Raw genomic sequence first — 23,564 nt, forward strand, 5'->3', positions numbered from 1 at the left:
GCTCTCCTCAAGGCAGGCGGTAGGTCATGTTGATGTTCGACCAGCCGCCTTGGGCCGTGCTGTACAGCTCGGGCGGCAGGCCGCGAAGCGGCGAGCAATCGACATAGGTGTTGATCGCGAGGTCCTTCACGCGCTCCTCGTAACGTTCATTATCGGCATTGACGCCCTGCGTTCGCACAACGCGCGGCGGACGCGAAAGTCGCCCGTCGGGCGCGAGGCGCAGATTGAGCGTCACGCGGATCTGGTTGGCGCCAGGGCCCGGGTCGATCTGCCGGTCCGCGCAAGGCTGGACCTGGCGGCGGATCGCCTGCTGGATCGAGGCCATGGCGGCGGCATCGATGACCGGCGCGGCGGCCTGGCCGGTCTCGGCGCTGCCGGTGCGGCTATTTCCTTCGGCGACGCCTTCGAGGAAATCATCACCGAGACGCGACTGGCGGGGCCGGGGCCGTTCCTGACGCGGCGTCTCGGAACGGGCGCGAGGCGGGCTGGGACGCGGCGGCGGCTCGGCGGCGCGCGGCCGCGGCGCAGGAGTGGGTTCGACCCGAGGCGGCGGGGGAGGCAATTCCTCGACCTCGGGAGCGGGGGCTAATTCGGGTTCGGGCGAGACGGCCTGCGCGGCGGGCGCGCTTTCCTGCACGGGGGCGGCGGCAGTGAGGCCGACCTCGTCGACAAAATCGACGACGATGGCGGGCGGCTCGGGCGGAAGGGCGACCTTGGCAAGGCTAAGCGACAGGGCCGCGATCAGCGCCACATGGAAGCCGATCGAGAGGCCCGTGCCAGTCCATTCCGCGCGGTCGAGCTTCACCGTGCCTGTTCTCCCACCGAAACCAAGGCGACGCGATTGAGGCCGGCGCGATTGAGTTCGCCCATCACGCGCATCACCCGGCCATAATCGAGGCTACGGTCGGCGCGCAGGTAGATGCGCCGTCCTTCGGGAGGAGCGGGCTGAGCGGCGATTGCGGCAAGGCGGCTGGGCAGATCGCTTTCGGCCACGGGCGTGTCGTCGATGGTGAGGCTGCCGTCACGGTCGATCGACAATTGCACCGGCTCCATGTCTTGGTCGAGCGTTTCGGCGCGGCTTTCGGGCAGGTCCACGGCAACCCCGGCGACGAGGAGGGGAGCGGTGACCATGAAGATGATGAGCAGCACCAGCATCACGTCGACGAGCGGCGTGACGTTGATTTCCGCCATCGGGGCGCGCCGCTTGCGTCGGCCACGCCCGCTGCGTGCGGATGCGGAGACCGAAGCGCCCATCAGCCCTTGTCCAGTTCCCGGCTCAGTGTGGCCTGGAAGCGGTCGGCAAAGCGGCCCAATTCGGCTTCATAAAGGTCGAGCCGGTGCGTAAGACGGTTATAGGCGATGACGGCCGGGATGGCGGCGAACAGACCGATCGCCGTGGCGAACAGGGCTTCGGCGATCCCCGGTGCCACTACCGCCAGCGAGGTATTGTTGGCCCCGGCGATCGCGGTGAAGGAGCGCATGATGCCCCAGACGGTGCCGAACAGACCGACGAAGGGGGCGACCGAACCCACGGTGGCGAGAATGTTGAGACGGTCCGAAAGGCGGTCGAGTTCGCCCGCGATGGCGCCGTCGGCGGCGATCGCGATGCGTTCGCGCACTGCCGCACGGTCGGTCACGGTGCCGCGGGTCGAGCGACGCCATTCGTCGAGCGAAGCCGTCAGGATGATCGCGGGGGGAATCTTCTCCCGGCCCCGGCGCTCGTGGAAGTCGTCGATGTCCTTGGCGTTCCAGAAATCACTGACATATTTCTTGGTGCGCCGCCGCACCCGGGCAAGCCGCGCGCTATGGGTGAAAATGATCGCCCAGGTCCATATCGAGGCCGCGAGCAGGCCCAGCATGACCAGCTTGACCACAAGGTCGGCCTGCAGGAACAGGTTGAGGGGGCTCATCAAGTCGCCCGAAGCTGTCAAATCCGTCATTCTTCCCCTTTGGCCAGCTTGGCCGAAAATTTGTCGATCCATTCCGCCGGCTGGCGGACCGGCCGTCCTTCGGGCGACAGCAATGCTGCGGTCACCGTCGCATCGGCCAAGATTTCACGCCCTCGCATTACCCGTTGATGAATGAAACAGCTCGCGGCGCGAATTTTCGTGACTTTACTCAGGATAACAAGCTCGTCATCGAGTTTGGCAGGACGCTTCCAGCGGATCTGCATCTCGGTCACGGCATATGTGCCCAGACCCTGCTCGAATGCCGCGCGCTGGTCGATGCCGAGGCTGCGCAGCATGTCGGAGCGGGCGCGTTCGAAAAAGCGCAGATAGTTGGCATGATAGACGATGCCCGAAAGGTCGGTGTCCTCATAATAGACCGTCAGGGCGAAATGGTGCGTATTGCCCAGAAAATCGCCGCGATAGGGCCTGTCCAATGTCTCGCCTGTCATGGCGCCCGCCTTAGCGAGCCGCCTCTTGCGCGCCAAGCGTCGCGATCACTCGGTCGGTGAAACGGGCTCGAGGCGCGACCGGCGCCCAAGGCGCGAAATGGTGGCGATGACATTGTCCTGCGCGATCGACATGTCGGCCAGATGCTTGCCCCATCCTGCAAGGAAGATGCCGAACTGCCCGACTTCGCCGCCGACCCTGCGGGTCCGGACGTCGCCTGTCCCCGCGGCGCTGCGCACCTCGAAGTAGCCGCGCGGTCCGCCGTTGACGCAGCGGCCCTCCAATAATGCGGGGGTGCTTATGTAGGCGGTCGGCGGGGCGCCGGTCGCCGACCAGCGCACGGGGCCGCCGGGCACCGGATAGGAGGAGCGCGCGAACCAGAATCCGTCGAGCTTTTCCCAGTCCTTCGAACCTGCCCGCGCCGGATTGGTGCAGGCCACGGTCATGCCAGGTTCGGGGCTGTAGCCGAACATCGCGCCAGGCGGCGGTGCCTTGCCCGCTTCGTAGGTGACCCAGCTCATTACGCAGCCCGCCTGTTCGTCGCGGGTGCAGAGCGGGGTCTTGCGGAAGGTGCCGCCGACCGTCTTCCCTTCGGGGACGAGCGTATTCCAGCCGGGCAGGATGGCGCGGACCATGAGGTCGTGCGCGTCGCTATTCTCGATTTCCTCGGCGAGCAGGCGCTGGAGCATGATCGCGCCCTGGCTGTGCCCGATGAGGACGAACGGACGGCCTTGGTTGCGATTGGCGAGATAGTCCTGCCAGGCTGCCTTCACGTCGCGATAGGCGATCATGCCGGCTTCGGTGACATCGCCCCCGGTCGAGGCGACCGCGATCGCCGCCATCGTCATCTGGCGATAGATGGGAACGAAGGGACGGCAGACCCCCGACAGACGCGTGAACTGCGATTGTGTGACGAAATCCTCTTCGCTGCTGCTGGTGACGAGATCGCTATTGAGGCCGGGATCACGGCTGATCGTGGGATAGACGTAGAAACAGTCGACCGCCGGATTGCGCGCGGCGGCGGCGACTTTCTGTTCGCCAAAACCATCGGGGCCAAGCGGTGTGACCGCGATCGGCATCGAACAGATATCATTGCGCCCCGGCAGGCATAGCCAGCTCGAAGGGGAGGCATAGTCGGGAGCGGCAGGTTGGGCGGCGGCAGGCGTGGCGGCGATCGCCGACATAAGCAGCGAGAGAATGGGAACGGCACGCCTCACTTCTGTCCTCCATCGAACAAATTGTCCTGCGCTCCCTGGGGCGGGTTGAGACCGAGATGGGTCCATCCCTTGCCATTGAGACAACGCCCTCTTGCCGTGCGGGCAATGAGTCCCAGCTGAATGAGATAAGGCTCGATCACGTCCTCGATCGTGTCGCGCGGTTCAGACAGACCGGCGGCCAGCGTCTCCACGCCGACCGGCCCGCCGCCATAGAGATCGGCGATCATCATGAGGTAGCGCCGATCCATCGCGTCGAGCCCGAGTTCGTCGATCTCGAGGCGCCTGAGGGCGGCATCGGCGGTCTTCGCATCGACGCTTTCGGCGCCCGCGGCATGGGCGAAATCGCGCACGCGGCGCAAGAGGCGGCCAGCGATACGCGGAGTGCCGCGACTGCGGCGCGCGATCTCGGTGGCGCCATCCTCGGCCACAGGGGCATCGAGCAGGCGAGCGGCGCGGCGCACCACCTCGGTCAATTCCTCGACGGTATAGAAGTTGAGCCGCACCGGGATGCCGAAGCGGTCGCGGAGCGGCGTGGTGAGAAGGCCCTGCCGCGTGGTCGCGCCGACGAGCGTGAACTGCGGCAGGTCGATGCGGACCGAACGGGCGCTTGGTCCCTCGCCGATCATGATGTCGAGCGCGCGGTCCTCCATCGCGGGATAGAGGACTTCCTCGACCGCAGGATTGAGGCGGTGGATTTCGTCGATGAAGAGGACATCGCCATCTTCGAGATTGGTGAGCAGCGCGGCAAGGTCGCCCGACTTGGCGATGACCGGTCCCGAGGTCGCGCGGAAGCCGACGCCCATTTCCTTTGCAAGGATCCCCGCCAGCGTCGTCTTGCCGAGGCCCGGCGGGCCGAAGAAAAGGACATGGTCGAGCGCTTCGCCGCGGCTCTTGGCGGCATTGACGAAAATGCGCAGATTTTCGCGTGCGCCCTGCTGTCCGATGAATTCGTCGAGCGACTTGGGACGAAGCGCCGCGTCGGCATCTTCGGAGCGGCGTTCGGGCGTGGTCAGGCGGTCGGGGTCGGTAGCACTCATTTCGCGGCTTTCTTGAGCGCCATGCGGACCATTGCGTCAAGGGTCGCGTCCTTGCCCAATTCGTCCTGCGCGGCGGCGACGGCTTTCGAGGCTTCGGCGGGCTTGAACCCGAGACCCGCCAGCGCCGACAGGGCGTCGTTGGCGATGCTGCCCCTAGGCATGGCGCCCGGGCTGGCCCCGGCGAGATCAGGCGCGCCCAATTTGCCCGCCAGTTCGTTGACGATGCGCTGGGCGAGCTTGGGACCGACGCCATTGGCTCTTGCGACCATCGCCTTGTCGCCATTGGCGACCGCAGCAGCAAGTTCCTGCGGCGTGAGCACCGACTGGATGGCAAGCGCGACCCGGCCGCCGACGCCCTGGACGCTGGTGAGATGGCCGAAATTCTCCCGCTCGGCGGCGGTCGCGAAGCCGTAGAGCGTCATCGCGTCTTCACGGACCTGCATCTCTGTCAGCAGCATGACATGGCCGCCCACATCGCCGATCGCTTCGAGCGTGCGGCTGGAGACATGGACGAGATAGCCCACGCCTTGCACATCGAGGACACAGGTGTCGGTGCCGGTTTCGGCAAGCTTTCCGGTAAGGCGCGCGATCATCGGTCCACGCTAGCGGAGCGGGCCATCAGCGCAAGCCGCTCTTTCCCGCGGCGAGATGATGCGCATGGGTGATCGCCACCGCCAGCGCGTCGGCGGCGTCGGGTCCGGCGACGGTCGCTCCGGGAAGCAGTACCTTGATCATCGCGTGGATCTGCGCCTTGTCGGCATTGCCGACGCCCACCACCGCTTTCTTGACGAGGCGTGGGGCATATTCGCCGAGCGCGATGCCCGCGCGTGCCACCGAGAGGATGAGTGCGCCGCGCGCCTGCGCGAGCTTCAGCGTCGATTGGGCATTCTTGTTGACGAAAATCTCCTCGGCCGCCGCGGCGTCGGGAGCTTCGTCGGCGATAATGGCATCGAGCTGGCTGGCGAGATGCGACAGTCGCGCGGGAAGCGGTTCTTTCGCATCCGACTTGATCTGGCCATTGGCGAGATGGCGGATGCGGTTGCCCTCCGCCTCGATCAGGCCCCAGCCGGTGGTGCCGAGGCCCGGATCGAGGCCGAGAATTTTCATCGCCTAGTCGGCCTGGCCAAGGCGTTCCAGTTCGGCGTCCGAGAAAGTGTAATTGCCCCAGACGGTCTGGACATCGTCATCATCTTCCAGGGCTTCGATCAGGCGCACGAGCTGGTCGGCATCCTTGCCCTCGACTTCGGTTTCCATGTGCGGGCGCCAGGCCAGCTTGGCGGTCTCGGGTTCGCCGAGCGTCTTTTCGAGCGCACTTGCGACTTCGTGAAGCTGGTCGGCCTCGGTCCAGATGCTGTGCGTTTCCTCGTCCGACTGGATATCGTCGGCGCCCGCTTCCATCGCGGCTTCGAGGACCTTTTCCTCGCTGAGGCCGTCGGCCTTATATTCGATGAGACCGAGGCGATCGAAGCTGTGCGCGACGGCGCCGCTGGATCCCAGGTTGCCGCCATTCTTCGACAGGATGGTGCGCACGCTGGTCGCGGTGCGGTTGCGATTGTCGGACAGCGCCTCGATGATCAGCGCTACGCCGTTGGGGCCATAGCCCTCGTAGCGGATTTCTTCATAATCCTCGCCCTCGGACGCGCTCGCCTTGTCGATCGCCTTCTTGATATTGTCCTTGGGCATCGACTGCTTGAGCGCGGTGTTGACCGCGAGCCGCAGGCGCGGATTCATGTCGGGGTCGGGCAGGCCCATCTTGGCCGCGACGGTGATTTCGCGCGAAAGCTTGGAAAAGAGCGCCGAGCGCTTCTTGTCCTGCGCGCCCTTGCGATGCTTGATGTTGGCGAATTTACTATGGCCTGCCATGGGTCATCCCGAATGTGTGTGGTTCTTTCCCGCTGCCCAATACAGGCAGAAAACGGATTTGTTTAGGCCAGTTTGACCGCGGTGCCGGTGATCGAGATCATCAGCATCGAACCGGCCTTGCCGAGCACTTCATAATCGAGGTCGCAGCCGACGATCGCATCGCCGCCCAATGCACGCGCTTTCTCGACCATCTCGGTGATCGCTTCGCGGCGGGCCCGTTCGAGCACGCGCTCGTAGGAGCCCGAGCGCCCGCCGACGAGATCGGTGATCGAAGCGAAGATGTCGCGGAACATGTTGGCGCCGACGATGACCTCGCCGGTGGCGATGCCCAGATAGTCGACGATCTTATGGCCTTCGACCGAAGGGGTGGTGGTGACGATCATCGGCGGCTCCCTTTTTCGTATGATGTGGCTCAGGCCATTCCGAGCGCGGCGCGGTAGGTCTCGATCAGCGCGTCCTGTTCCTGCAGTTCATGGCTTTCCATCTTCCGCAGCGAAATGATCTTGCGCATGATCTTGGTGTCATAGCCATTGGCCTTGGCCTCTGCATAGACGTCCTTGATATCGTCGGCGATGCCCTTCTTCTCTTCCTCGAGCCGCTCGATGCGCTCGATGAGAAGGCGTAGCTGGTCAGCCGCGATGGAACCGTCGCTCATAAATGTCTCCGAATCTTCCTGGGTCGTGAATTGGGTGCCGGCGGGCTTAAGCGAGCGATGCGCGAGGCTCAACCCGCTTGCGATGATATTCAGGGGCGTTATGGCGGGCGCGACCCGATGAAGGAATGAGATGATGGCAAGGACGCTCAAACCGCGCGGCCGCAAAGTGAAAATCCTCGCGACGCTGGGACCGGCGTCGGACACGCCCGAGATGATCGAGAAGCTGATGCGCGCGGGCGCCGATGCCTTCCGCATCAACATGAGCCATGGCGAGCAGGCCGACAAGGCAGCGCTCGTCCAGCATATCCGCGGGCTTGAGGACGTGCTGGGTCGGCCGACCACCATTCTCTTCGATCTCCAGGGGCCGAAGTTGCGCGTCGGCACCTTTGCCGAGGGCAAGGCGAAGCTGAAGAAAGGCGACCGCTTCACGCTCGATCGCAGCGATGCGCCAGGCAACAGCGAACGGGTCCAGCTGCCTCATCCCGAACTGTTCGACGCGATCCGCGAAGGCAGCCGCCTGCTCATCGACGATGGCAAAATGCGCCTGCGCGTGCTCGAAGCGGGCGCCGATGCGATCGTCACCGAGGTCGAGGTGTCGGGGACGATCCGCGACCGCAAGGGCGTTAACGTGCCGGACGTTCTCATCCCCATTCCCGCGCTCACCGAAAAGGATCGCAGCGACCTCGAATTCGCGCTTGAACAGGGCGCCGACTGGATCGCCTTGTCCTTTGTGCAGCGGCCCGAGGATGTCGCAGAGGCGCGCGAACTGATCGGCGATCGCGCGGGTATCATGGCCAAGATCGAAAAGCCGCAGGCGGTCGAATGTCTCGAGGATATCCTGACGCTCGCCGATGCGGTGATGGTCGCCCGCGGCGATCTGGGCGTCGAACTGCCGCCCGAGAAGGTGCCGCCGGTGCAGAACCGGATCGTCGCTACCGCGCGCCATTATGGCAAGCCCGTGGTCGTCGCGACGCAGATGCTCGAATCGATGATCAATTCGCCCACGCCCACGCGCGCGGAAGTGAACGATGTCGCCGACGCCATCTATGACGGCGCCGACGCGGTGATGCTGTCGGCAGAAAGCGCGGCGGGCAAATATCCGGTGAAGGCGGTCAAGATGATGGACCGTATCGGCCGGGCGGTCGAGGAGGACGAGCGTTTTGGCGACCGGGTCCATTTCACCGAAACCAGCCCCGAGGCGACGACCGCCGATGCGCTGGCCGAAAGCGCGCGTGGCATCGCGCGAACAATCAGCGCGACGGCGATGTGCTGCTACACCTCGTCGGGTTCAACCGCGCGGCGGATCGTTCGCGAACGCCCGCCGGTGACCACGCTGGTGATGACCGCGAGCCGCCAGGTGGCGCGCCGCCTCGGCATTCTCTGGGGCAGCCATGCGGTGCATACGCGCGATGTCACCAACTTCGAGGAAATGGTGGGCAAGGCGCGGCGCATGGCGCTTCGTCACCATATCGCGGGCAAGGACGACCGGCTGGTGATCATGGCGGGCGTTCCCTTCGGCACGTCGGGTTCGACCAATGTCATCCATGTCGTGAAACTGACCGGGGACGAGCTCGACATCTACCAGCGCAAGCTCGACCTCGACGGGGCGCTGAGCGATTGACGCCCAGCCTTTTCATGTGCCACCGCGCCGGTCCAACAGGAGAGGTTCATGCAGAAGACGATCGACGAGCTTGAAGCCAAACGCGAACAGGCGCGCATGGGTGGCGGTCAAAAGAGGATCGACGCCCAGCACAAGAAAGGTCGCCTGACCGCGCGCGAACGGCTGACGGTGCTCCTCGACGAGGGCAGCTTCGAAGAACTCGACATGTTCGTCGAGCATAATTGCACCGACTTCGGCATGGCCGACAACAAGGTGCCGGGCGACGGCGTGGTGACCGGCTCGGGCACGATCAATGGTCGCCTCACCTATGTCTTCGCGCAGGACTTCACCGTCTTCGGCGGTTCATTGTCCGAACGGCATGCCGAGAAGATCTGCAAGATCATGGACGCGGCGATGAAGGTCGGTGCGCCCGTGATCGGCCTCAATGATTCGGGTGGCGCGCGCATCCAGGAAGGCGTGGCCAGCCTCGGCGGCTATGCCGAGGTTTTCCAGCGCAATGTGCTCGCTTCGGGCGTCGTGCCGCAGCTCAGCCTCATCATGGGTCCGTGCGCGGGCGGCGCGGTCTATTCGCCCGCGATGACCGACTTCATCTTCATGGTCGAGGATACGAGCTACATGTTCGTCACCGGCCCCGACGTGGTGAAGACGGTGACCAACGAGGAAGTGACGCAGGAGGAACTGGGCGGAGCGATCACGCATACCCAGAAATCGGGCGTTGCCGACGCGGCATTCGAAAATGACATCGATGCGCTGCTCGCGACCCGCGAATTCTTTTCCTACCTGCCTTCGTCGAACCGGCACGAAGTTCCCGAAGTGCCGACCGACGACCCGTGGGATCGTCTGGAAGACAGTCTCGACAGCGTCATTCCGCCCAATGCCAACCAGCCCTATGACATGCACGAAGTCATCCGGAAGGTGGCCGACGAGGGACGTTTCTTCGAACTGCAGCCCAAGCATGCCGCGAACATCATCGTGGGTTTCTGCCGCATCGAAGGCAAGACGGTCGGCGTGGTCGCGAACCAGCCGATGGTGCTGGCAGGCGTTCTCGACATCAATTCCTCGAAGAAGGCGGCGCGTTTCGTTCGCTTCTGCGATGCCTTCGAAATTCCGATTCTGACCTTCGTCGATGTGCCGGGCTTCCTGCCGGGCGTCGGGCAGGAGCATAATGGCATCATCAAGCATGGCGCGAAGCTGTTGTTCGCTTATGCGGAGGCGACGGTGCCCAAGATCACGGTGATCACCCGCAAGGCCTATGGCGGCGCCTATGACGTGATGGCGTCCAAGCATCTTCGCGGTGACTTGAACTATGCCTGGCCGACTGCCGAAATCGCGGTGATGGGCGCCAAAGGCGCGGTTGAGATCATCTTCCGCAAGGATGCCGACGATCCCGAAAAGATCGCGGCCAAGACCCGGGAATATGAAGACCGCTTCGCCAATCCCTTCGTGGCGGCGTCGAAGGGCTTCATCGACGAAGTGATCATGCCCCACTCGACGCGCAAGCGGGTCGCGCTCGGCCTACGCAAGCTGCGCGACAAGCAGCTCGAAAACCCGTGGAAGAAGCACGACAATATTCCCCTGTAAGTCTGCCACGGCGACACCGGAACAACCCGGGCGGGGCATCGGAAATTGACGGAGAGCGCGATGAAACTCGGTAGGCTCAACCATGTCGGCGTTGCGACGCCGTCGATCGAAAGCTCAATCGCCCATTATCGCGAGACGATGCGGGCGGAGGTGATCCGCGAGCCTTTCGACCTGCCCGAGCAAAAGGTGAAGGTCTGCTTTGTCGACACGCCCAACAGCCAGATCGAGCTGATCGAGCCGCTGGGCGAGGATTCGCCGCTGACCAATTTCCTCGCCAAGAACCCGCTCGGCGGGCAGCATCATCTGTGCTTCGAAGTGCCCGACATCGACGAGGCTCGCGCCTATTTTGAAGGCAAGGGCAAGCGCATCCTCGGACCGACGCGGATCGGGGCGCATGGCACGCCCATTTTCTTTCTCCATCCCAAGGACATGGAAGGGGTGCTGACCGAGATCATGGAGAGCCCCAGACAGGCCCATTGATTTTGCGTTAACCCTGATCCCTTGCCGTCGCGCGCAAAGCGGCGCACCATGTCGGTTTCCCGACTCGCCGGGGAAAGGGGATGATGATGGCGATGGAAGAGCTGCAGCTTCCGCTCGAAAGAGATCTGTTCTTTCGGTCGATCATCCGCACGCTCGCCGGATCGCTCGAGGAAACCGTCGGTCCCGAGGAGGCCGAAGGCTATGTGTCGATCGTGGGTAGCGAGATCGGCAACTGGATCGAGGAAAAATATTGCGAGGCACTGGGGCGCGACAAGCTGACGCCGCAGGAAGTGGCCGAGGTGCTGGTCGATCTCAAGCGACGCATCGGGGGCGAATTCTTCATCGAATCGGTCGATGACGACAAGATCGTCCTCGGCAACCGGAAATGTCCGTTCGGTGACCTGGTGAAGGGGCGGCCATCGCTCTGCCAGATGACCAACAATGTCTTCGGACGCATTTCGGCCAACCAGGCCGGCTATTCGAAGGTCGATATCCAGGAGACGATCGCGATGGGAGCGCCCGGCTGCCATGTCGTCGTGCATCTGCGGCCCGAGCCCACGGAGGACATCGAGGGCCACGAATTCTTCCGCGTGAAGGGCCCGGCAGCCTGATGGGCCCTGTCGCGCCTGGCCGGACGATTTCGGACCGGTTGATACAGGCGCTCGATCATGAAGTCGTCCTGCTTTCCGAGGACGCGACCATCGTCGATCTCAACGTGGCGGCGCGCAAGACCCTCGGCGGCGGAGAGCCGGGGAGGCCGCTTGGCGACTTTGCCGATACGCAAAGAGCTAGCGCCCTGATGACGCGGGCAATCGGAGGCAGTGTCTTCGTTCCGATCAATCTTTGGCTCGCCAATGGCCGGACGCTCAAGATGCGCGGACGCGGCCTTCGCGACATCCTGACCGACGAGGTCCATCTCCTGCTGGTCGGAGACCAGCGGCGCGACCAGGGTTTTTCACGCCTCAAGCAATTGGTCGATGAACTCAACGAGGAGGCGGAACGGCGCTCGCGCTTGCAAATCCAGCTGCAGGAAGCCCTTGATCGCGAACAGCATATGCGGTCCGAACTGGTGCACCGAGTGAAGAACAATCTCGCGCTCCTCGTCTCGATGGTCCAGCTTCGCGGAACCGATGACAGTCCCGAGGTGATCGACGCGCTGACTTCGGTGCGCGAGCGCATCATCGCGATCGCCTCGGTACATGATTTGCTCGATCAGAGCGGCGAGGTGGATTGGCTCGACGCCGACGAACTGATCGTCAGCCTCTGCCGCCAGATCGACAAGTCGCTCGCGCCCGAGCATGTCCGGATCGAAACTTCGCTAGATCCCTTGCGCCTCCATATGCGCGAAGCGGTGCCGGTCGCCATCCTGATCAACGAGCTGATGACCAATTCGCTCAAGCACGCCTTCCGTGACCGGGACGGGGGATGCATCCGCGTGACGATGCAGGTGAAGGACGGAGGGGTGCGCATCGACGTGCTTGATGATGGCTCGGGCATCCCCGAGGATGCGCGGCAGGGATCGGGGAGGCGGCTGTCGGGCGTGTTCGCGCGACAATTGCACGGCCGCCTCGACTGCAAGAGCGGGGATGAGGGCACTTGCTGGACGCTGCGCTTCCGGCCAAGACAAATTGCATGAACGAACTGGGATCGGGTCGCCCCGAGGAAATCTTTGTCGGCATCGTCGCGCTGGTGCTGGCCGTGCTGGTCGGAGTGCGAGTGCGCGAGGCGCGGCGCACGGGGGAAATCCCTCTGTGGCGCAAGCGGACCACACGCGCCGAGATGGGCGAAACGAAATTCAACGCGCTCCTACTCGTCAATCTCGCGGTGCTGCTGCTTCTTCTCGTGGCGGGTTTCGACATGCTCCTTGATCTCAGACTCATGGGCTGATTGCTCCTGTCATGCGTTCCCGCTAGGGAGGCGCCATGACAGACAAAGCAAGCCGTTCCGACTGGGAATCGAAGGCCGAAAAGGAAGCGAAGGGACGCGATCTTCGCGTCACCACGCCCGAACATATCAGCCTAAAGAATGTCTATGGTCCCGAGGATGTCGAGGGCCGCGACCCCGGCTATCCCGGCCTCCCGCCCTATACGCGTGGGCCCTATGCAACCATGTATGCAGGCCGGCCCTGGACCATTCGTCAATATGCGGGGTTTTCGACTGCCGAGGAATCGAACGCTTTCTACCGCCGCAATCTCGAGGCGGGTCAGAAGGGCCTTTCGGTCGCCTTCGATTTGGCAACTCACCGCGGCTATGACAGCGACCATGAACGGGTCGCGGGCGATGTCGGCAAGGCCGGTGTCGCAATCGATACCGTCGAGGACATGAAGCTCTTGTTCGACGGCATCCCGCTCGACCAGATGAGCGTGTCGATGACGATGAATGGCGCGGTGCTTCCGGTGATGGCCTTCTACATCGTCGCCGCCGAGGAACAGGGCGTCGATCATGCTCAGCTGACCGGCACGATCCAGAACGACATCCTCAAGGAATTCATGGTGCGGAACACCTATATCTATCCGCCCGCGCCATCGATGCGGATCGTGTCCGACATCATCGCCTATACTTCGGAGGAAATGCCGCGCTTCAACAGCATTTCCATCAGCGGCTATCATATGCACGAAGCCGGGGCGACGGCGGTGCAGGAACTGGCCTATACGCTGGCCGACGGCGTCGAATATGCGCGCACCGCGATGGCGGCGGGCATGGAACTCGACAAATTCGCTCCGCGCCTCAGCTTCTTCTTCGGCATCGGCATGAATTTCTTCATGGAAATCGCCAAGCTGCGCGCCGCGCGCACGCTGTGGGCCGAACTGATGGACAAGTTGGGCGCCAAGTCGGAAAAATCGAAGCTGCTGCGTACCCATTGCCAGACCTCGGGGGTCTCGCTGACCGAGCAGGATCCCTATAACAATATCGTGCGCACCACGATCGAGGCGATGGCCGCGACACTGGGCGGGACCCAGTCGCTGCACACCAACAGCTTCGACGAGGCAATCGCGCTGCCGACCGATTTTTCGGCTCGGATCGCCCGCAACACCCAGCTTATCCTCGCCGAGGAAAGCGGGATCACCGCGGTCGCCGACCCTCTGGGCGGCTCCTATTATGTCGAGGCGCTTACCAACGAACTGGTTGAGCGCGGGCGCGAACTGATCGACGAGGTGGAAAAGCTTGGCGGGATGACCAAGGCGGTGGCCGAAGGGCTGCCGAAGCGCCGGATCGAGGAAGCGGCCGCCGAGCGCGCGGCCAAGGTCGACACCGGCGAAACCGTCATCGTCGGGGTGAACAAGTATCGCCTCAAGGACGAGCCGGAGATCGACATTCTCGAAGTCGACAATGCCAAGGTGCGCAGCGCCCAGATCGCGCGCATCGAACGGGTCAAGGCCGCGCGCGACGATGCCGAGGTCAAGGCCGCGCTGGCGGCGCTGGAAGAGGGCGCGCGGGGCAAGGAAAATCTCCTGCGCCTGTCGGTACGCGCCGCGCGGGCGCGGGCGACGCTGGGCGAGATTTCCTACGCGCTCGAACGGGCGTTCGGGCGCTATGATACCGTGCCGCAGCCGGTCTCGGGCATCTATGGCCAGCGCGCCGACGAAGCCTGGGAAGCCGCGCGCGACGGCACGCAGAAAGTCACCGAGCGGCTCGGGCGCGCGCCCAGAATGCTGGTCGCCAAAATGGGCCAGGACGGGCATGACCGGGGCGCCAATCTCGTGAGTTCGGCCTTTGGCGACCTTGGCTTCGACATCGTCGCCGGACCGCTGTTCCAGACGCCCGAGGAAGCCGCGAAGATGGCGGTCGACGAAGGCGTGGACGTGGTCGGGGCATCGTCCCTGGCGGCAGGGCACAAGACGCTCATCCCCGAGCTGATCGGCCATCTGAAGGACATGGGCCGCAGCGACATCAAGGTGATCGCGGGCGGGGTCATCCCGCCGCAGGACTATGCATTCCTTCGCGAGCGCGGTGTTCAGGCGATCTTCGGGCCGGGCACCAATCTTGCCGATGCGGCGGATGAAGTGCTGCGATTGCTCGGTCACAACAAGCCCTCGAGGGATGAGGCCGCAGAGTGATCCTGCCGCTCCTCTTGTTGCTGGCACAGTCGGGCGATGAACCCGATTGCAGCGACACCGGGGCTTTTTCGCAAGCGGAGCTCAACTGGTGCGCCTGGCATGATTACCAGGCCGCCGATGCCGAACTCAATCGCTTGTGGAGTGCCTTGGGAGACGATTGGCGCGACCGGATGCGGCCTGCGCAGCGGGCCTGGCTCGCTTATCGCGATGCCCAATGCGGGCTGGAAGCAAGTATCTGGGAAGGCGGCTCGGCGGAATCGATGGTCACCGGCATGTGCCTTGAAAGGCTGACCAGGCTCCGTATCGAGGAAATCCGGCATGCCCATCCGGAAGGCTTGCCGATGCCGGAAGATTCGCAGGCGCGCTGACTCCCGGAAAGCGCGGAAAAATGCTAATGATCGCCCCGTCGAAACGGGGAGAAGCATGATGAAAGCCTATGTTCTCGCGGCCGCTTGCGCGGCCTTGTGCGTTCCCGCCCTTCCGATCGCCGCGCAGGGCCAGCAGGCCGTCCAGCCGGAGCGGATCGACAGCCATGGCTGGGCGATGGTCGAATATATCAAGCTCAAGCCCGGTACCGGGCAGCGGGCCGAGGAAATCATCCGCGACTATTTCCTCAAGGCCGACAATATGGTCGATGCCAGCAGCGGGATCCACGGCCTGCACATGATGACCGGCGAATGGGACATGATCTACGTCTTCCCGCTGAAGGAAGGGGTGAGCGACCTTACCTGGCGGCGCAGTCCCGAACAGATCGCCTGGATGGGCAAGATGGCCGAGATCGCGGGTGGCATGGACAAGGCTGCTGCCATCCTCGAGGAATGGGACGGGCTGGTCGCGCATCGCGAGCGGGCGCTGGGCTATATGCCTGCCTCTCCCGATTAAGCACGACTTGAAGCTTGCCGCCGGTGTCGGCATAGCGGGCCAACGCTGAAATTCGCCGAAATTCCGGAGGCCCGATGTTCAAGAAGATCCTGATCGCCAATCGCGGTGAGATTGCCTGCCGTGTCATGCGCACGGCGAAGCGGATGGGGATCGCGACCGTTGCCGTCTATTCCGATGCCGACGCCAAGGCGCCGCATGTGAAGATGGCGGACGAGGCCGTGCACATCGGCCCCGCGCCCGCGGCCGAAAGCTATCTCTTCGCCGAGAAGATCATCGCGGCCTGCAAGGAAACCGGCGCCGAAGCGGTGCATCCCGGGTACGGCTTCCTTTCCGAGCGCGCCTCCTTCGTCGAAGCGCTCGACAAGGCGGGGATCACCTTCATCGGTCCGCCCGCGCCCGCAATCGCGGCGATGGGCGACAAGATCGAATCCAAGAAGCTGGCGAAGGAAGCAGGCGTCAATGTCGTGCCCGGCTATCTGGGCGAAATCGCCGACACCGACGAAGCGGTGAAGATCGCGGGCGAAATCGGCTATCCGGTGATGATGAAGGCGTCCGCGGGCGGCGGGGGCAAGGGCATGCGGCTCGCTTATTCGGAAAAGGATGTTCGCGAAGGCTTCGAAGCGACCAAGCGCGAAGGCCTGTCTTCCTTTGGCGATGACCGCGTCTTCATCGAAAAATTCATCGAGGAACCGCGCCACATCGAGATTCAGGTGCTCGGCGACAAGCATGGCAACATCGTCTATCTGGGCGAGCGCGAATGCTCGATCCAGCGACGCCACCAGAAGGTGATCGAGGAAGCGCCCTCGCCTTTCGTCAGCCCCGAAATGCGCAAGAAGATGGGCGAGCAGGCGGTCGCGCTGGCCCGTGCGGTCGATTATCATTCGGCGGGCACGGTCGAACTGATCGTGTCGGGCAAGGACAAGACCGGTGACGGCTTCTACTTCCTTGAAATGAACACCCGCCTCCAGGTCGAGCATCCGGTTACCGAGGAAATCACCGGAGTGGACCTGGTCGAGCAGATGATCCGCGTCGCCTATGGCGAGAAACTGCCGTTCGGGCAGGAGGATGTGAAGCTCGACGGCTGGGCGATCGAGGCGCGCGTCTATGCCGAGGATCCCTATCGCGGATTTCTGCCTTCGACGGGTCGGCTCACAACCTACAATCCGCCTGAGGAGCAGCGCGGCGAGGATGGTGTCGTGCGCGTCGACGATGGCGTTGCCGAGGGCGGCGAGGTGTCGATGTTCTACGATCCGATGATCGCCAAGCTCATCACCCATGGCGAGAGCCGCGAACAAGCGATCGACCTGGCGGTCGAGGCGCTCGATGCCTTCCAGATCGAGGGTCTTGCCGACAATGTCGATTTCCTTTCGGCCCTGATGCAGCATGAGCGTTTCCGTTCGGGCAAGCTGACCACCGGCTTCATCGCCGAGGAATATCCCGAAGGGTTCGAAGGTGCGCCCGCTAGCGAGGAATTGATGCGCGATCTCGTCGCGCTGACCGCTCTCATCGCGATGACCGAGGAAACCCGCATGGCGCTGATCGACGGGCAACTCGGCGACCCGGTTTTCCCCAGCCCCTATCAGACGGTGATCCTCGAAAAGAAGGAATATCCGGTTTCGATCGTCCCCGAGGAAGGGGCCACGATGATCTCGGTGGGTGATGGCGATCCGATGGAAGTGATTGCCGACTATGCGCCGGGGCAGCGCTTGCTGGTCGCCGATGTCGAGAACCGCCGCCGGATCGTGCAGGTCGATCGCACCGCGAGGGGTTACAGGCTGACGACGCGTGGCGCATCGCATTCGGCCCGCATGTTGCCGCGCCATGTCGCGCAACTGTCGCACCATATGATCGAGAAGGTCGCCCCCGATCTATCGCGCTTCCTGATGGCCCCGATGCCGGGCCTTCTGACCCAGCTGAAGGTCTCGGAAGGCGATACGGTCGAAGTGGGACAGCCTTTGGCGGTGGTCGAGGCGATGAAGATGGAGAATATTCTCCGCGCCGAGAAGAGCGGGACGGTCAAGACCATCCCGGCAAGCGAAGGCGAGAGCCTGATGGTCGATCAGGTCATCATGGAATTCGAATAAGAGGCGATTGTCGGCTCGTCAGTCGCCGTTGACGGGGAATTGAACTCGGAATTCCAATCCGTCGGGATGCCAGTCGGCCTCGGCCGTTCCGCCGAGCTGACGCACGCTGGCGTCGATCATCTGCGTCCCGAAGCCCTTTTTCTCGGGCGGTGTCACGGGCATTGAGCAATGCTCGCGCCAGCGCAGCACGACCTTGGCGCCGTCGGCCAGCCAGCCCAGATCGACCCGCCCATCGCTGCCCGACAGCGCGCCATATTTAAGCGCATTGGTGGCCAATTCGTGCAGCACCATCGCCAGCGCCGAGGTCGACATGGTGTCGAGCAGGACGTCATTTCCCTTGATCGCGACCCGCTTATCCTCGCCGATCACGCTCGTCAGAACCGTGCTTACCGTCTCTTCGAGGGAGGCATGCTGCCAGTTGCTGTCGGTGAATAGACTATGCGCCCGGCCAAGGGATTCGATGCGTCCGAGGAAGGCGTGGCTGAACTGTTCGATCGTCTGGCTCGACCGTGCTGTCTGGCTGGCCACGGCGGAGATGACCGACAGGAGATTCTTTATCCTGTGATTGAGCTCGCCGATCAGCAATTTCTGCCGCTCGTCCGCAAGGCGCCGTTCGGTGATGTCGCGAAGGAAGCCCAGGAAAATCGGTGTGCCGAACTCCTTGGTGTGGGTAATCGACAATTCGATCGGCACTTCATGGCCCGCGCGGTGCATCGCATCGATTTCAATATGCTGATCGAGAACGGGGCCCTCGCCGGTGGCGAGATAATGGGCAAGTCCCTTTTCATGCGCATCCCGGTGACGTTCGGGAATGATGAAATCGCTCATGCGCATTCCGATCACGTCATCGGCGGACCAGCCGAATATCCGACAGGCTATGTCGTTCCAGCCTGTAACGATCCCGTCCTCATCCATCACGATAACCGCGTCAAGGGCGGTGGCGAGCACTGCATCGAGCGCACGATTTCCAGTAGCGGATGCCATTACACATCCGTAACTCGACTCGACTGAAAGTGAAGAATTATTCTTCTCTCAGGGCCACTCGGCGCAATTTGCCCGTCGCAGTCTTTGGAAGGGCATCGCGAAATTCGATTTCACGCGGATATTTGTAAGGTGCAATCTTTCCCTTAGTGAAAGTTTGCAATTCTTCAATCAAGGCCTGTCCGGCGGCCCATCCTTTGGCCAATACGATGAACGCCTTGATTTTCTGGCCTCTTTCCTCGCACGGCACGCCGATGACCGCGCACTCGGCGACCGCGTCATGGGCGAGCAGGGCATTCTCGACCTCGGGCGCGCCGATATTGTAGCCCGCCGAGATGATCATGTCGTCCGAACGGGCGCGATACCAGAAATAGCCGTCGGCATCCTTGGCATAGGTATCGCCCGTGACGTTCCAGCCATCGACAACATAATCGGACTGGCGCGGATCATCGAGATAGCGGCAACCGGTCGGCCCCTTGATCGCCAGTCGGCCTTCGCCTTCATCGAGCGGGCGATTGTCGGGATCGAGAATCGTCGCCTCATAGCCGGGCACCGCCTTGCCCGTGCTGCCGGGGCGGATGTCCTCGCCCGATGCCGAAATGAAGATGTGCATCAGTTCGGTCGAGCCGATGCCGTCGATCAACTTGATCCCCGTTCGCTCGTGCCAGGCATGCCAGGTCGCTTCGGGTAGATGCTCGCCTGCCGAGATGCAGACCCGCAGGCTCTTCAATGCCTCGTCGAGACGGGGGTGTGACAACAGCGCCTTATAAGCGGTGGGCGCGGTGGCCAGGTGAGTCACGCCATGATCGATCACCGCGTCCATGAGCTTGTCGGGCCGTTCGATGGTCGCGGCGGTCGCGCCGGCGCGGAAGGGAAAGAGAAGGGTCGCGCCCAGTCCGAAAGTGAAGGCGAGGGGAGCGGAAGTCAGGAAGACATCTCCTTTGCCGCCGCCCACGACATGTCGGGCGAAACTATCGCAGGGGGCCAGCACGTCGCGGTGGAAATGGACGCAGCCCTTGGGAATTCCGGTGGTGCCCGAAGTAAAGGCGATCAGCGCCGGATCGTCGCTCGCAGTGTCGAGCGCGTCCAGCGGTTCAAGAGGTTCGGTCTTCGCGTTCAGCGGCCCCTTGCCATGGTCGCCGTCATAGACGGTGACCGAGCGCATTTGGCGGGTCTGCTCGGCGCCCTCGCGGAAATCGCCGATGAAGCGGCTATCGACCAGCGCATGGCTGATTCGGGCCTTGTCGATTACCGTCGCGATTTCGCCGGGGCGAAGCATCGGCATGGTAGCTACGACCACGCCGCCCGCCTTCAGTACCCCGAGCCAGCAGGCGAAAAGCGTGTAGCAATTGGGTCCGCGAAGGAGAACCCGTTCGCCGGGCACAAGGCCCTCCTTTTCGACGAGAAAGCGGGCGATCCGTCCCGAAAAGTCGTCAATCTCGCCATAGGTCCAGCGCCCCATGCCGTTGACCACGGCCACGGCGTCGCGGTCCTTGTCACGGAGCAGTTCGGCGGCGGAATTGAGCCGTTCGGCATATTGGAGCTCGGGCAGGGTGAAGCGGAATTCGGGCAGCTGGTCCGCGGGCGGCAGATGGTCGGTGACAAAGGTATCGCGCGTCATTCGGGTACCACCGCAGTCGCTTCGATTTCCACCAAGGCTTGCTCCTCGACCAACCGGCTGACTTCGACCAGCGCCATCGCCGGATAATGCTTTCCGATCACTTCCTTCCAGACCCATCCGATTTGCGCGGCTTCGGCAAGATAGGCGTCGCGATCGGTGACATAGGCGGTCATGCGCACGATGTGCTCGGGGCCCGCTCCATCCTCGGCGAGGATCGCCAGGATATTCTTGAGCGTCTGTTCGAACTGGCCGGTAAGGCCGTGCGCCTCGAACTGTTCCTGCTCGTTCCAGCCGATGACGCCCGCGGTGAAGACCAGCCGTCCCGAGGCACTGATGCCATTCGAATAGCCCTTGGGCCTCGGCCAGCCCGGCGGTTGCAGTCGCTTCATTTGACGAGATCTTTCCCGATGATCTGGCGCTGCACTTCACTGGCTCCTTCATAGATACGGAGGGCGCGGATTTCGCGATAGAGTTCCTCGACCTTGCTGCCCTTGGTCACGCCCAGGCCCCCATGAAGCTGCACGGCGGCATCAATGACCTTTTGCGCTTCCTCGGTCGCGTGCAACTTGGCCATGGCGGCAGCGCGGCGATGGTCGGCCTCGGGCGCCTTGTCCTGTTCATAGGCTGCTCTTGCGATCAGCAGCGCGCTGCCGTCGACCGAAAGCGCCATTTCCGCGAGCCGTGCCTGCGTTACCGGATGGTCGGCCAGCATCGCATCGCCCAGGGGGCGGCCCTTGGTGAAGGCGATCGCTTCATCGAGCGCGCGGCGGGCAAAGCCCAGCGCTGCCGCGCCGACCGTCACGCGAAAGAGGTTCAGGGTCTGCATCGCGATGGCAAATCCCCGTCCTTCCTCGCCGAGAAGTGCGGACGCCGGAAGGCGGACATTGTCGAGCTTGAGCCGGGCGAGGGGATGTGGGGCGATCGTCTCGATCCGTTCGGCAATCTCGATCCCCGGCGTGGCCATCGGAAGGACGAAAGCCGACAGGCCCCGCGCGCCTTCTTCTGCGCTGCCCGTGCGCGCGAAGATCGTCAGCACATCGGCGATCGTCCCGTTCGAGATGAAACTCTTCTCGCCGTTCAATACCCATTCGTCACCTTCGCGCACCGCGCTGGTGGCGATGCGCGCGGCATCCGATCCGGTGTCGGGCTCGGTAAGGGCGAAGGCGGCGATGGCCTGGCCACGGCCTACGCGAGGAAGCCATGCTTCGCGCTGCTGCGCCGTGCCGAACAGACTGATCGCGCCCGATCCGAGCCCCTGCATGGCAAAGGTGAAATCGGCCAGCCCGCTTTGGTAGGCTAGCGTCGCGCGCGCCACGGCGAGGTTGCGGACGCTCGGGCGCTGGCCACCGCGTGCCACGCAATGTTCGAGGAAATCGTTGCGGCCAAGCATCACCACGATGGTGCGGCATTCGGCGTCCACGTCCTTTCCATGCGAGTGAACCAGATTCTGGCCGGACCATTCGCCAAGCTCCCGGGCAAGGCGGCGCTGCTCGTCTTCGAAAAAGGGCCAGTCGAGCCAGTCAGTCACCCTTGAACTCCGGCTTCTGCTTCGCCGAGAAGGCTTCGAATGCGCGCGTGAAATCATTGGTCGCCATGCAGATCGCCTGCGCCTGCGCTTCCATTTCGAGGGCAGTGTCGATAGCGACTGCCCATTCCATGTCGAGCTGCCGCTTGGTCATCGAATGCGCGAAGGCCGGGCCAGTGGCAATCTGGCAGGCAAGGTCGGTCGCGACGGCAAGCGGATCCTCGTCGACCCGCTGATAGAAGCCCCAGTCATGCCCTTCCGAAGCCGACATGGCGCGACCGGTGTAGAGAAGGTCCGCGGCGCGGCCATGGCCGATTAGGCGGGGAAGGATGGCGCAGGCACCCATATCTGCGCCCGAAAGGCCGACGCGGCTGAAAAGAAAAGCGGTGCGTGCCTCCGGATGCGCGACGCGAAGGTCGCTGGCCATTGCAAGGATCGCGCCCGCACCCGCGCAGACGCCTTCGATCGAGGCGATGATTGGCTGCGGACAGGCCCGCATCGCGCGAACGAGGTCGCCGGTCATGCGCGTGAAGGCCAGCAGTTCGGGCATCGACATCCGCGTCAGCGGGCCGATGATCTCATGCACATCGCCGCCCGAACAGAAATTGCCTTCATCGCCCGACAGGATGATCGAGCGAACATCGCGGTTGGTCACCAGCGCGCGAAAAGTATCGCGAAGTTCGGCATAACTGTCGAAGGTCAGCGGGTTCTTCTTCTTGGGCCGCGACAGGGTGATGGTCGCGACGCCATTATCACCGTCATAGGCCCATCGAAAATGCTCGGGATCGAAATGGGGTGGGTGGAAGGTCATGCGTCGCTTCCTCCGTCGATGACCAGCGCTGCGCCGTTCACGTCACGGCTCTGCGGCAGGCAGAGAGTGAAGATCTGCGTCGCGACGCCGTCGGGGTGGACGAGCCGGCCATTGGCGTTGAACGCGGCGATGGCCTCCCGGCTTTCGGCTTCGCTGCGCCCGGTCTTGGCGGCGACCCGCGATGCCGACTGGTCGGTCATCGGCGTGTCGACATAGCCCGGGCAGATCGCGTTGACCGTTAGCGGGCTCTTGGCGAACTCCTTCGCCATCGAGCGCATCAGGCCGAGAAGGCCGTGCTTGGATGCTGCATAATGGGCGGCATAGGGCGTGCCGCGAAGACCCGCGACCGAAGCGACGAAGATGATCCGCGTATCCTTCCCTTCCAAGAGGTCGGGAAGCGCGGCCTGGGCGCAATGGAAAGCAGCGGTCAGGTTGACGGCGATGATCCGGTCCCAGTCATCTGCAGCAAGCTTGGCGAAAGGCGCGCTGTCGGCAATCCCCGCATTGACGATGAGCAGTTCAATCGGGCCATGTGCGTGACGCGCGCTTTCATAGGCGGCTTCGATGGCCTTCCGGTCGGTCACGTCGCATGGAATGGCCTTGCCGCTAGTCTCTCCAGCGACTTGCTCGATCGGCCCGCTGCGCCTTCCGAGAAGAGAGCATTTTGCTCCGGCAGCAGCGAGATGCGCGGCAGTGCTGGCACCGATGCCGCTACCTCCGCCGGTTATCAGCGCATGACGATTTTCGAGCAC

General features: G+C 63.5%; 27 protein-coding genes. 10 read left to right on the forward strand and 17 right to left on the reverse strand.

Annotated elements, in window-relative coordinates:
- Positions 1–7 precede the first annotated feature (7 nt).
- The 11 genes from FHS50_RS00320 to FHS50_RS00370 all read right to left on the reverse strand — a co-directional run bounded on the left by FHS50_RS00320 (position 8) and on the right by FHS50_RS00370 (position 7,168).
- Positions 8–805, reverse strand: a complete 798-nt coding sequence (locus FHS50_RS00320; protein ID WP_183932371.1) for a hypothetical protein — start codon at positions 803–805, stop codon at positions 8–10.
- Positions 802–1,254: a protein TolR gene (tolR, locus tag FHS50_RS00325; RefSeq protein ID WP_183932372.1), complete on the reverse strand. Its 453-nt coding sequence runs from the start codon at positions 1,252–1,254 to the stop codon at positions 802–804. The genes FHS50_RS00320 and tolR overlap by 4 nt, the downstream gene beginning before the upstream one ends.
- On the reverse strand, positions 1,254–1,940 hold the full coding sequence (gene tolQ, locus FHS50_RS00330) for a protein TolQ (RefSeq protein ID WP_183932373.1): 687 nt from the start codon (positions 1,938–1,940) through the stop codon (positions 1,254–1,256). The genes tolR and tolQ overlap by 1 nt, the downstream gene beginning before the upstream one ends.
- Positions 1,937–2,398 carry a YbgC/FadM family acyl-CoA thioesterase gene (locus FHS50_RS00335; protein WP_183932374.1) on the reverse strand — a complete coding sequence of 154 codons (462 nt, stop codon included), beginning with the start codon at positions 2,396–2,398 and terminating at the stop codon, positions 1,937–1,939. Before FHS50_RS00335 ends, tolQ begins: the two co-directional genes overlap by 4 nt.
- Positions 2,399–2,443: 45 nt before the next feature.
- On the reverse strand, positions 2,444–3,613 hold the full coding sequence (locus FHS50_RS00340) for a DUF3089 domain-containing protein (protein ID WP_183932375.1): 1,170 nt from the start codon (positions 3,611–3,613) through the stop codon (positions 2,444–2,446).
- Entirely contained in the window at positions 3,610–4,650 is a 1,041-nt protein-coding gene (gene ruvB, locus FHS50_RS00345) for a Holliday junction branch migration DNA helicase RuvB (protein ID WP_183932376.1), read from the reverse strand. The genes FHS50_RS00340 and ruvB overlap by 4 nt, the downstream gene beginning before the upstream one ends.
- A complete protein-coding gene (gene ruvA, locus FHS50_RS00350; protein ID WP_183932377.1) occupies positions 4,647–5,243 on the reverse strand; it encodes a Holliday junction branch migration protein RuvA in 597 nt (198 codons plus the stop codon). The genes ruvB and ruvA overlap by 4 nt, the downstream gene beginning before the upstream one ends.
- Before the next feature lie 25 nt (positions 5,244–5,268).
- Positions 5,269–5,757, reverse strand: a complete 489-nt coding sequence (ruvC, locus tag FHS50_RS00355; RefSeq protein ID WP_183932378.1) for a crossover junction endodeoxyribonuclease RuvC — start codon at positions 5,755–5,757, stop codon at positions 5,269–5,271.
- 3 nt (positions 5,758–5,760) lie between these two features.
- A complete protein-coding gene (locus FHS50_RS00360) occupies positions 5,761–6,513 on the reverse strand; it encodes a YebC/PmpR family DNA-binding transcriptional regulator (RefSeq protein WP_183932379.1) in 753 nt (250 codons plus the stop codon).
- A 62-nt stretch (positions 6,514–6,575) separates the two neighbouring features.
- Positions 6,576–6,896 carry a heavy metal-binding domain-containing protein gene (locus tag FHS50_RS00365; RefSeq protein ID WP_183932380.1) on the reverse strand — a complete coding sequence of 107 codons (321 nt, stop codon included), beginning with the start codon at positions 6,894–6,896 and terminating at the stop codon, positions 6,576–6,578.
- A 29-nt stretch (positions 6,897–6,925) separates the two neighbouring features.
- On the reverse strand, positions 6,926–7,168 hold the full coding sequence (locus tag FHS50_RS00370) for a DUF2312 domain-containing protein (protein ID WP_183932381.1): 243 nt from the start codon (positions 7,166–7,168) through the stop codon (positions 6,926–6,928).
- 133 nt (positions 7,169–7,301) lie between these two features.
- On the opposite strand from FHS50_RS00370, the gene pyk reads away from it, so the two are divergent.
- The 10 genes from pyk to FHS50_RS00420 all read left to right on the forward strand — a co-directional run bounded on the left by pyk (position 7,302) and on the right by FHS50_RS00420 (position 17,874).
- A complete protein-coding gene (pyk, locus tag FHS50_RS00375; protein WP_183933820.1) occupies positions 7,302–8,789 on the forward strand; it encodes a pyruvate kinase in 1,488 nt (495 codons plus the stop codon).
- 48 nt (positions 8,790–8,837) lie between these two features.
- Positions 8,838–10,370: an acyl-CoA carboxylase subunit beta gene (locus FHS50_RS00380; RefSeq protein ID WP_183932382.1), complete on the forward strand. Its 1,533-nt coding sequence runs from the start codon at positions 8,838–8,840 to the stop codon at positions 10,368–10,370.
- Positions 10,371–10,430: 60 nt separating this feature from the next.
- Positions 10,431–10,850, forward strand: a complete 420-nt coding sequence (gene mce / locus FHS50_RS00385; protein ID WP_183932383.1) for a methylmalonyl-CoA epimerase — start codon at positions 10,431–10,433, stop codon at positions 10,848–10,850.
- A gap of 80 nt (positions 10,851–10,930) precedes the next feature.
- Positions 10,931–11,461: a methanogen output domain 1-containing protein gene (locus FHS50_RS00390; RefSeq protein WP_183932384.1), complete on the forward strand. Its 531-nt coding sequence runs from the start codon at positions 10,931–10,933 to the stop codon at positions 11,459–11,461.
- Positions 11,461–12,486: a sensor histidine kinase gene (locus tag FHS50_RS00395; protein ID WP_183932385.1), complete on the forward strand. Its 1,026-nt coding sequence runs from the start codon at positions 11,461–11,463 to the stop codon at positions 12,484–12,486. Before FHS50_RS00390 ends, FHS50_RS00395 begins: the two co-directional genes overlap by 1 nt.
- Positions 12,483–12,737, forward strand: a complete 255-nt coding sequence (locus tag FHS50_RS00400) for a hypothetical protein (protein WP_183932386.1) — start codon at positions 12,483–12,485, stop codon at positions 12,735–12,737. Before FHS50_RS00395 ends, FHS50_RS00400 begins: the two co-directional genes overlap by 4 nt.
- A gap of 35 nt (positions 12,738–12,772) precedes the next feature.
- Complete coding sequence (scpA, locus tag FHS50_RS00405; RefSeq protein ID WP_183932387.1) at positions 12,773–14,908, forward strand: methylmalonyl-CoA mutase; 2,136 nt, start codon at positions 12,773–12,775, stop codon at positions 14,906–14,908.
- Positions 14,905–15,276 carry a lysozyme inhibitor LprI family protein gene (locus FHS50_RS00410; protein WP_183932388.1) on the forward strand — a complete coding sequence of 124 codons (372 nt, stop codon included), beginning with the start codon at positions 14,905–14,907 and terminating at the stop codon, positions 15,274–15,276. The genes scpA and FHS50_RS00410 overlap by 4 nt, the downstream gene beginning before the upstream one ends.
- Positions 15,277–15,331: 55 nt before the next feature.
- Positions 15,332–15,790: a hypothetical protein gene (locus FHS50_RS00415; RefSeq protein WP_183932389.1), complete on the forward strand. Its 459-nt coding sequence runs from the start codon at positions 15,332–15,334 to the stop codon at positions 15,788–15,790.
- 74 nt (positions 15,791–15,864) lie between these two features.
- Positions 15,865–17,874, forward strand: coding sequence for an acetyl-CoA carboxylase biotin carboxylase subunit (locus tag FHS50_RS00420; protein WP_183932390.1), 2,010 nt, complete (start codon positions 15,865–15,867; stop codon positions 17,872–17,874).
- Between the two features lie 18 nt (positions 17,875–17,892).
- Here the strand turns inward: FHS50_RS00420 and FHS50_RS00425 are convergent, their stop codons facing one another.
- From FHS50_RS00425 to FHS50_RS00450, 6 genes are read right to left on the reverse strand one after another with little or no spacing between them, the layout of a single operon-like run.
- Positions 17,893–18,858 (reverse strand): sensor histidine kinase, encoded by a 966-nt coding sequence (locus tag FHS50_RS00425; protein ID WP_183932391.1) that lies wholly within the window; start codon positions 18,856–18,858, stop codon positions 17,893–17,895.
- A 37-nt stretch (positions 18,859–18,895) separates the two neighbouring features.
- A complete protein-coding gene (locus FHS50_RS00430) occupies positions 18,896–20,476 on the reverse strand; it encodes an AMP-binding protein (RefSeq protein WP_183932392.1) in 1,581 nt (526 codons plus the stop codon).
- Positions 20,473–20,865 carry a RidA family protein gene (locus tag FHS50_RS00435; protein WP_183932393.1) on the reverse strand — a complete coding sequence of 131 codons (393 nt, stop codon included), beginning with the start codon at positions 20,863–20,865 and terminating at the stop codon, positions 20,473–20,475. The genes FHS50_RS00430 and FHS50_RS00435 overlap by 4 nt, the downstream gene beginning before the upstream one ends.
- Positions 20,862–22,004: an acyl-CoA dehydrogenase family protein gene (locus tag FHS50_RS00440; protein ID WP_265568845.1), complete on the reverse strand. Its 1,143-nt coding sequence runs from the start codon at positions 22,002–22,004 to the stop codon at positions 20,862–20,864. Before FHS50_RS00440 ends, FHS50_RS00435 begins: the two co-directional genes overlap by 4 nt.
- Entirely contained in the window at positions 21,997–22,812 is an 816-nt protein-coding gene (locus FHS50_RS00445) for an enoyl-CoA hydratase family protein (protein WP_183932395.1), read from the reverse strand. The genes FHS50_RS00440 and FHS50_RS00445 overlap by 8 nt, the downstream gene beginning before the upstream one ends.
- Positions 22,809–23,564, reverse strand: coding sequence for an SDR family NAD(P)-dependent oxidoreductase (locus FHS50_RS00450; protein WP_265569275.1), 756 nt, complete (start codon positions 23,562–23,564; stop codon positions 22,809–22,811). The genes FHS50_RS00445 and FHS50_RS00450 overlap by 4 nt, the downstream gene beginning before the upstream one ends.

This window comes from Sphingomicrobium lutaoense (assembly GCF_014195685.1).
GTDB lineage: Bacteria > Pseudomonadota > Alphaproteobacteria > Sphingomonadales > Sphingomonadaceae > Sphingomicrobium > Sphingomicrobium lutaoense.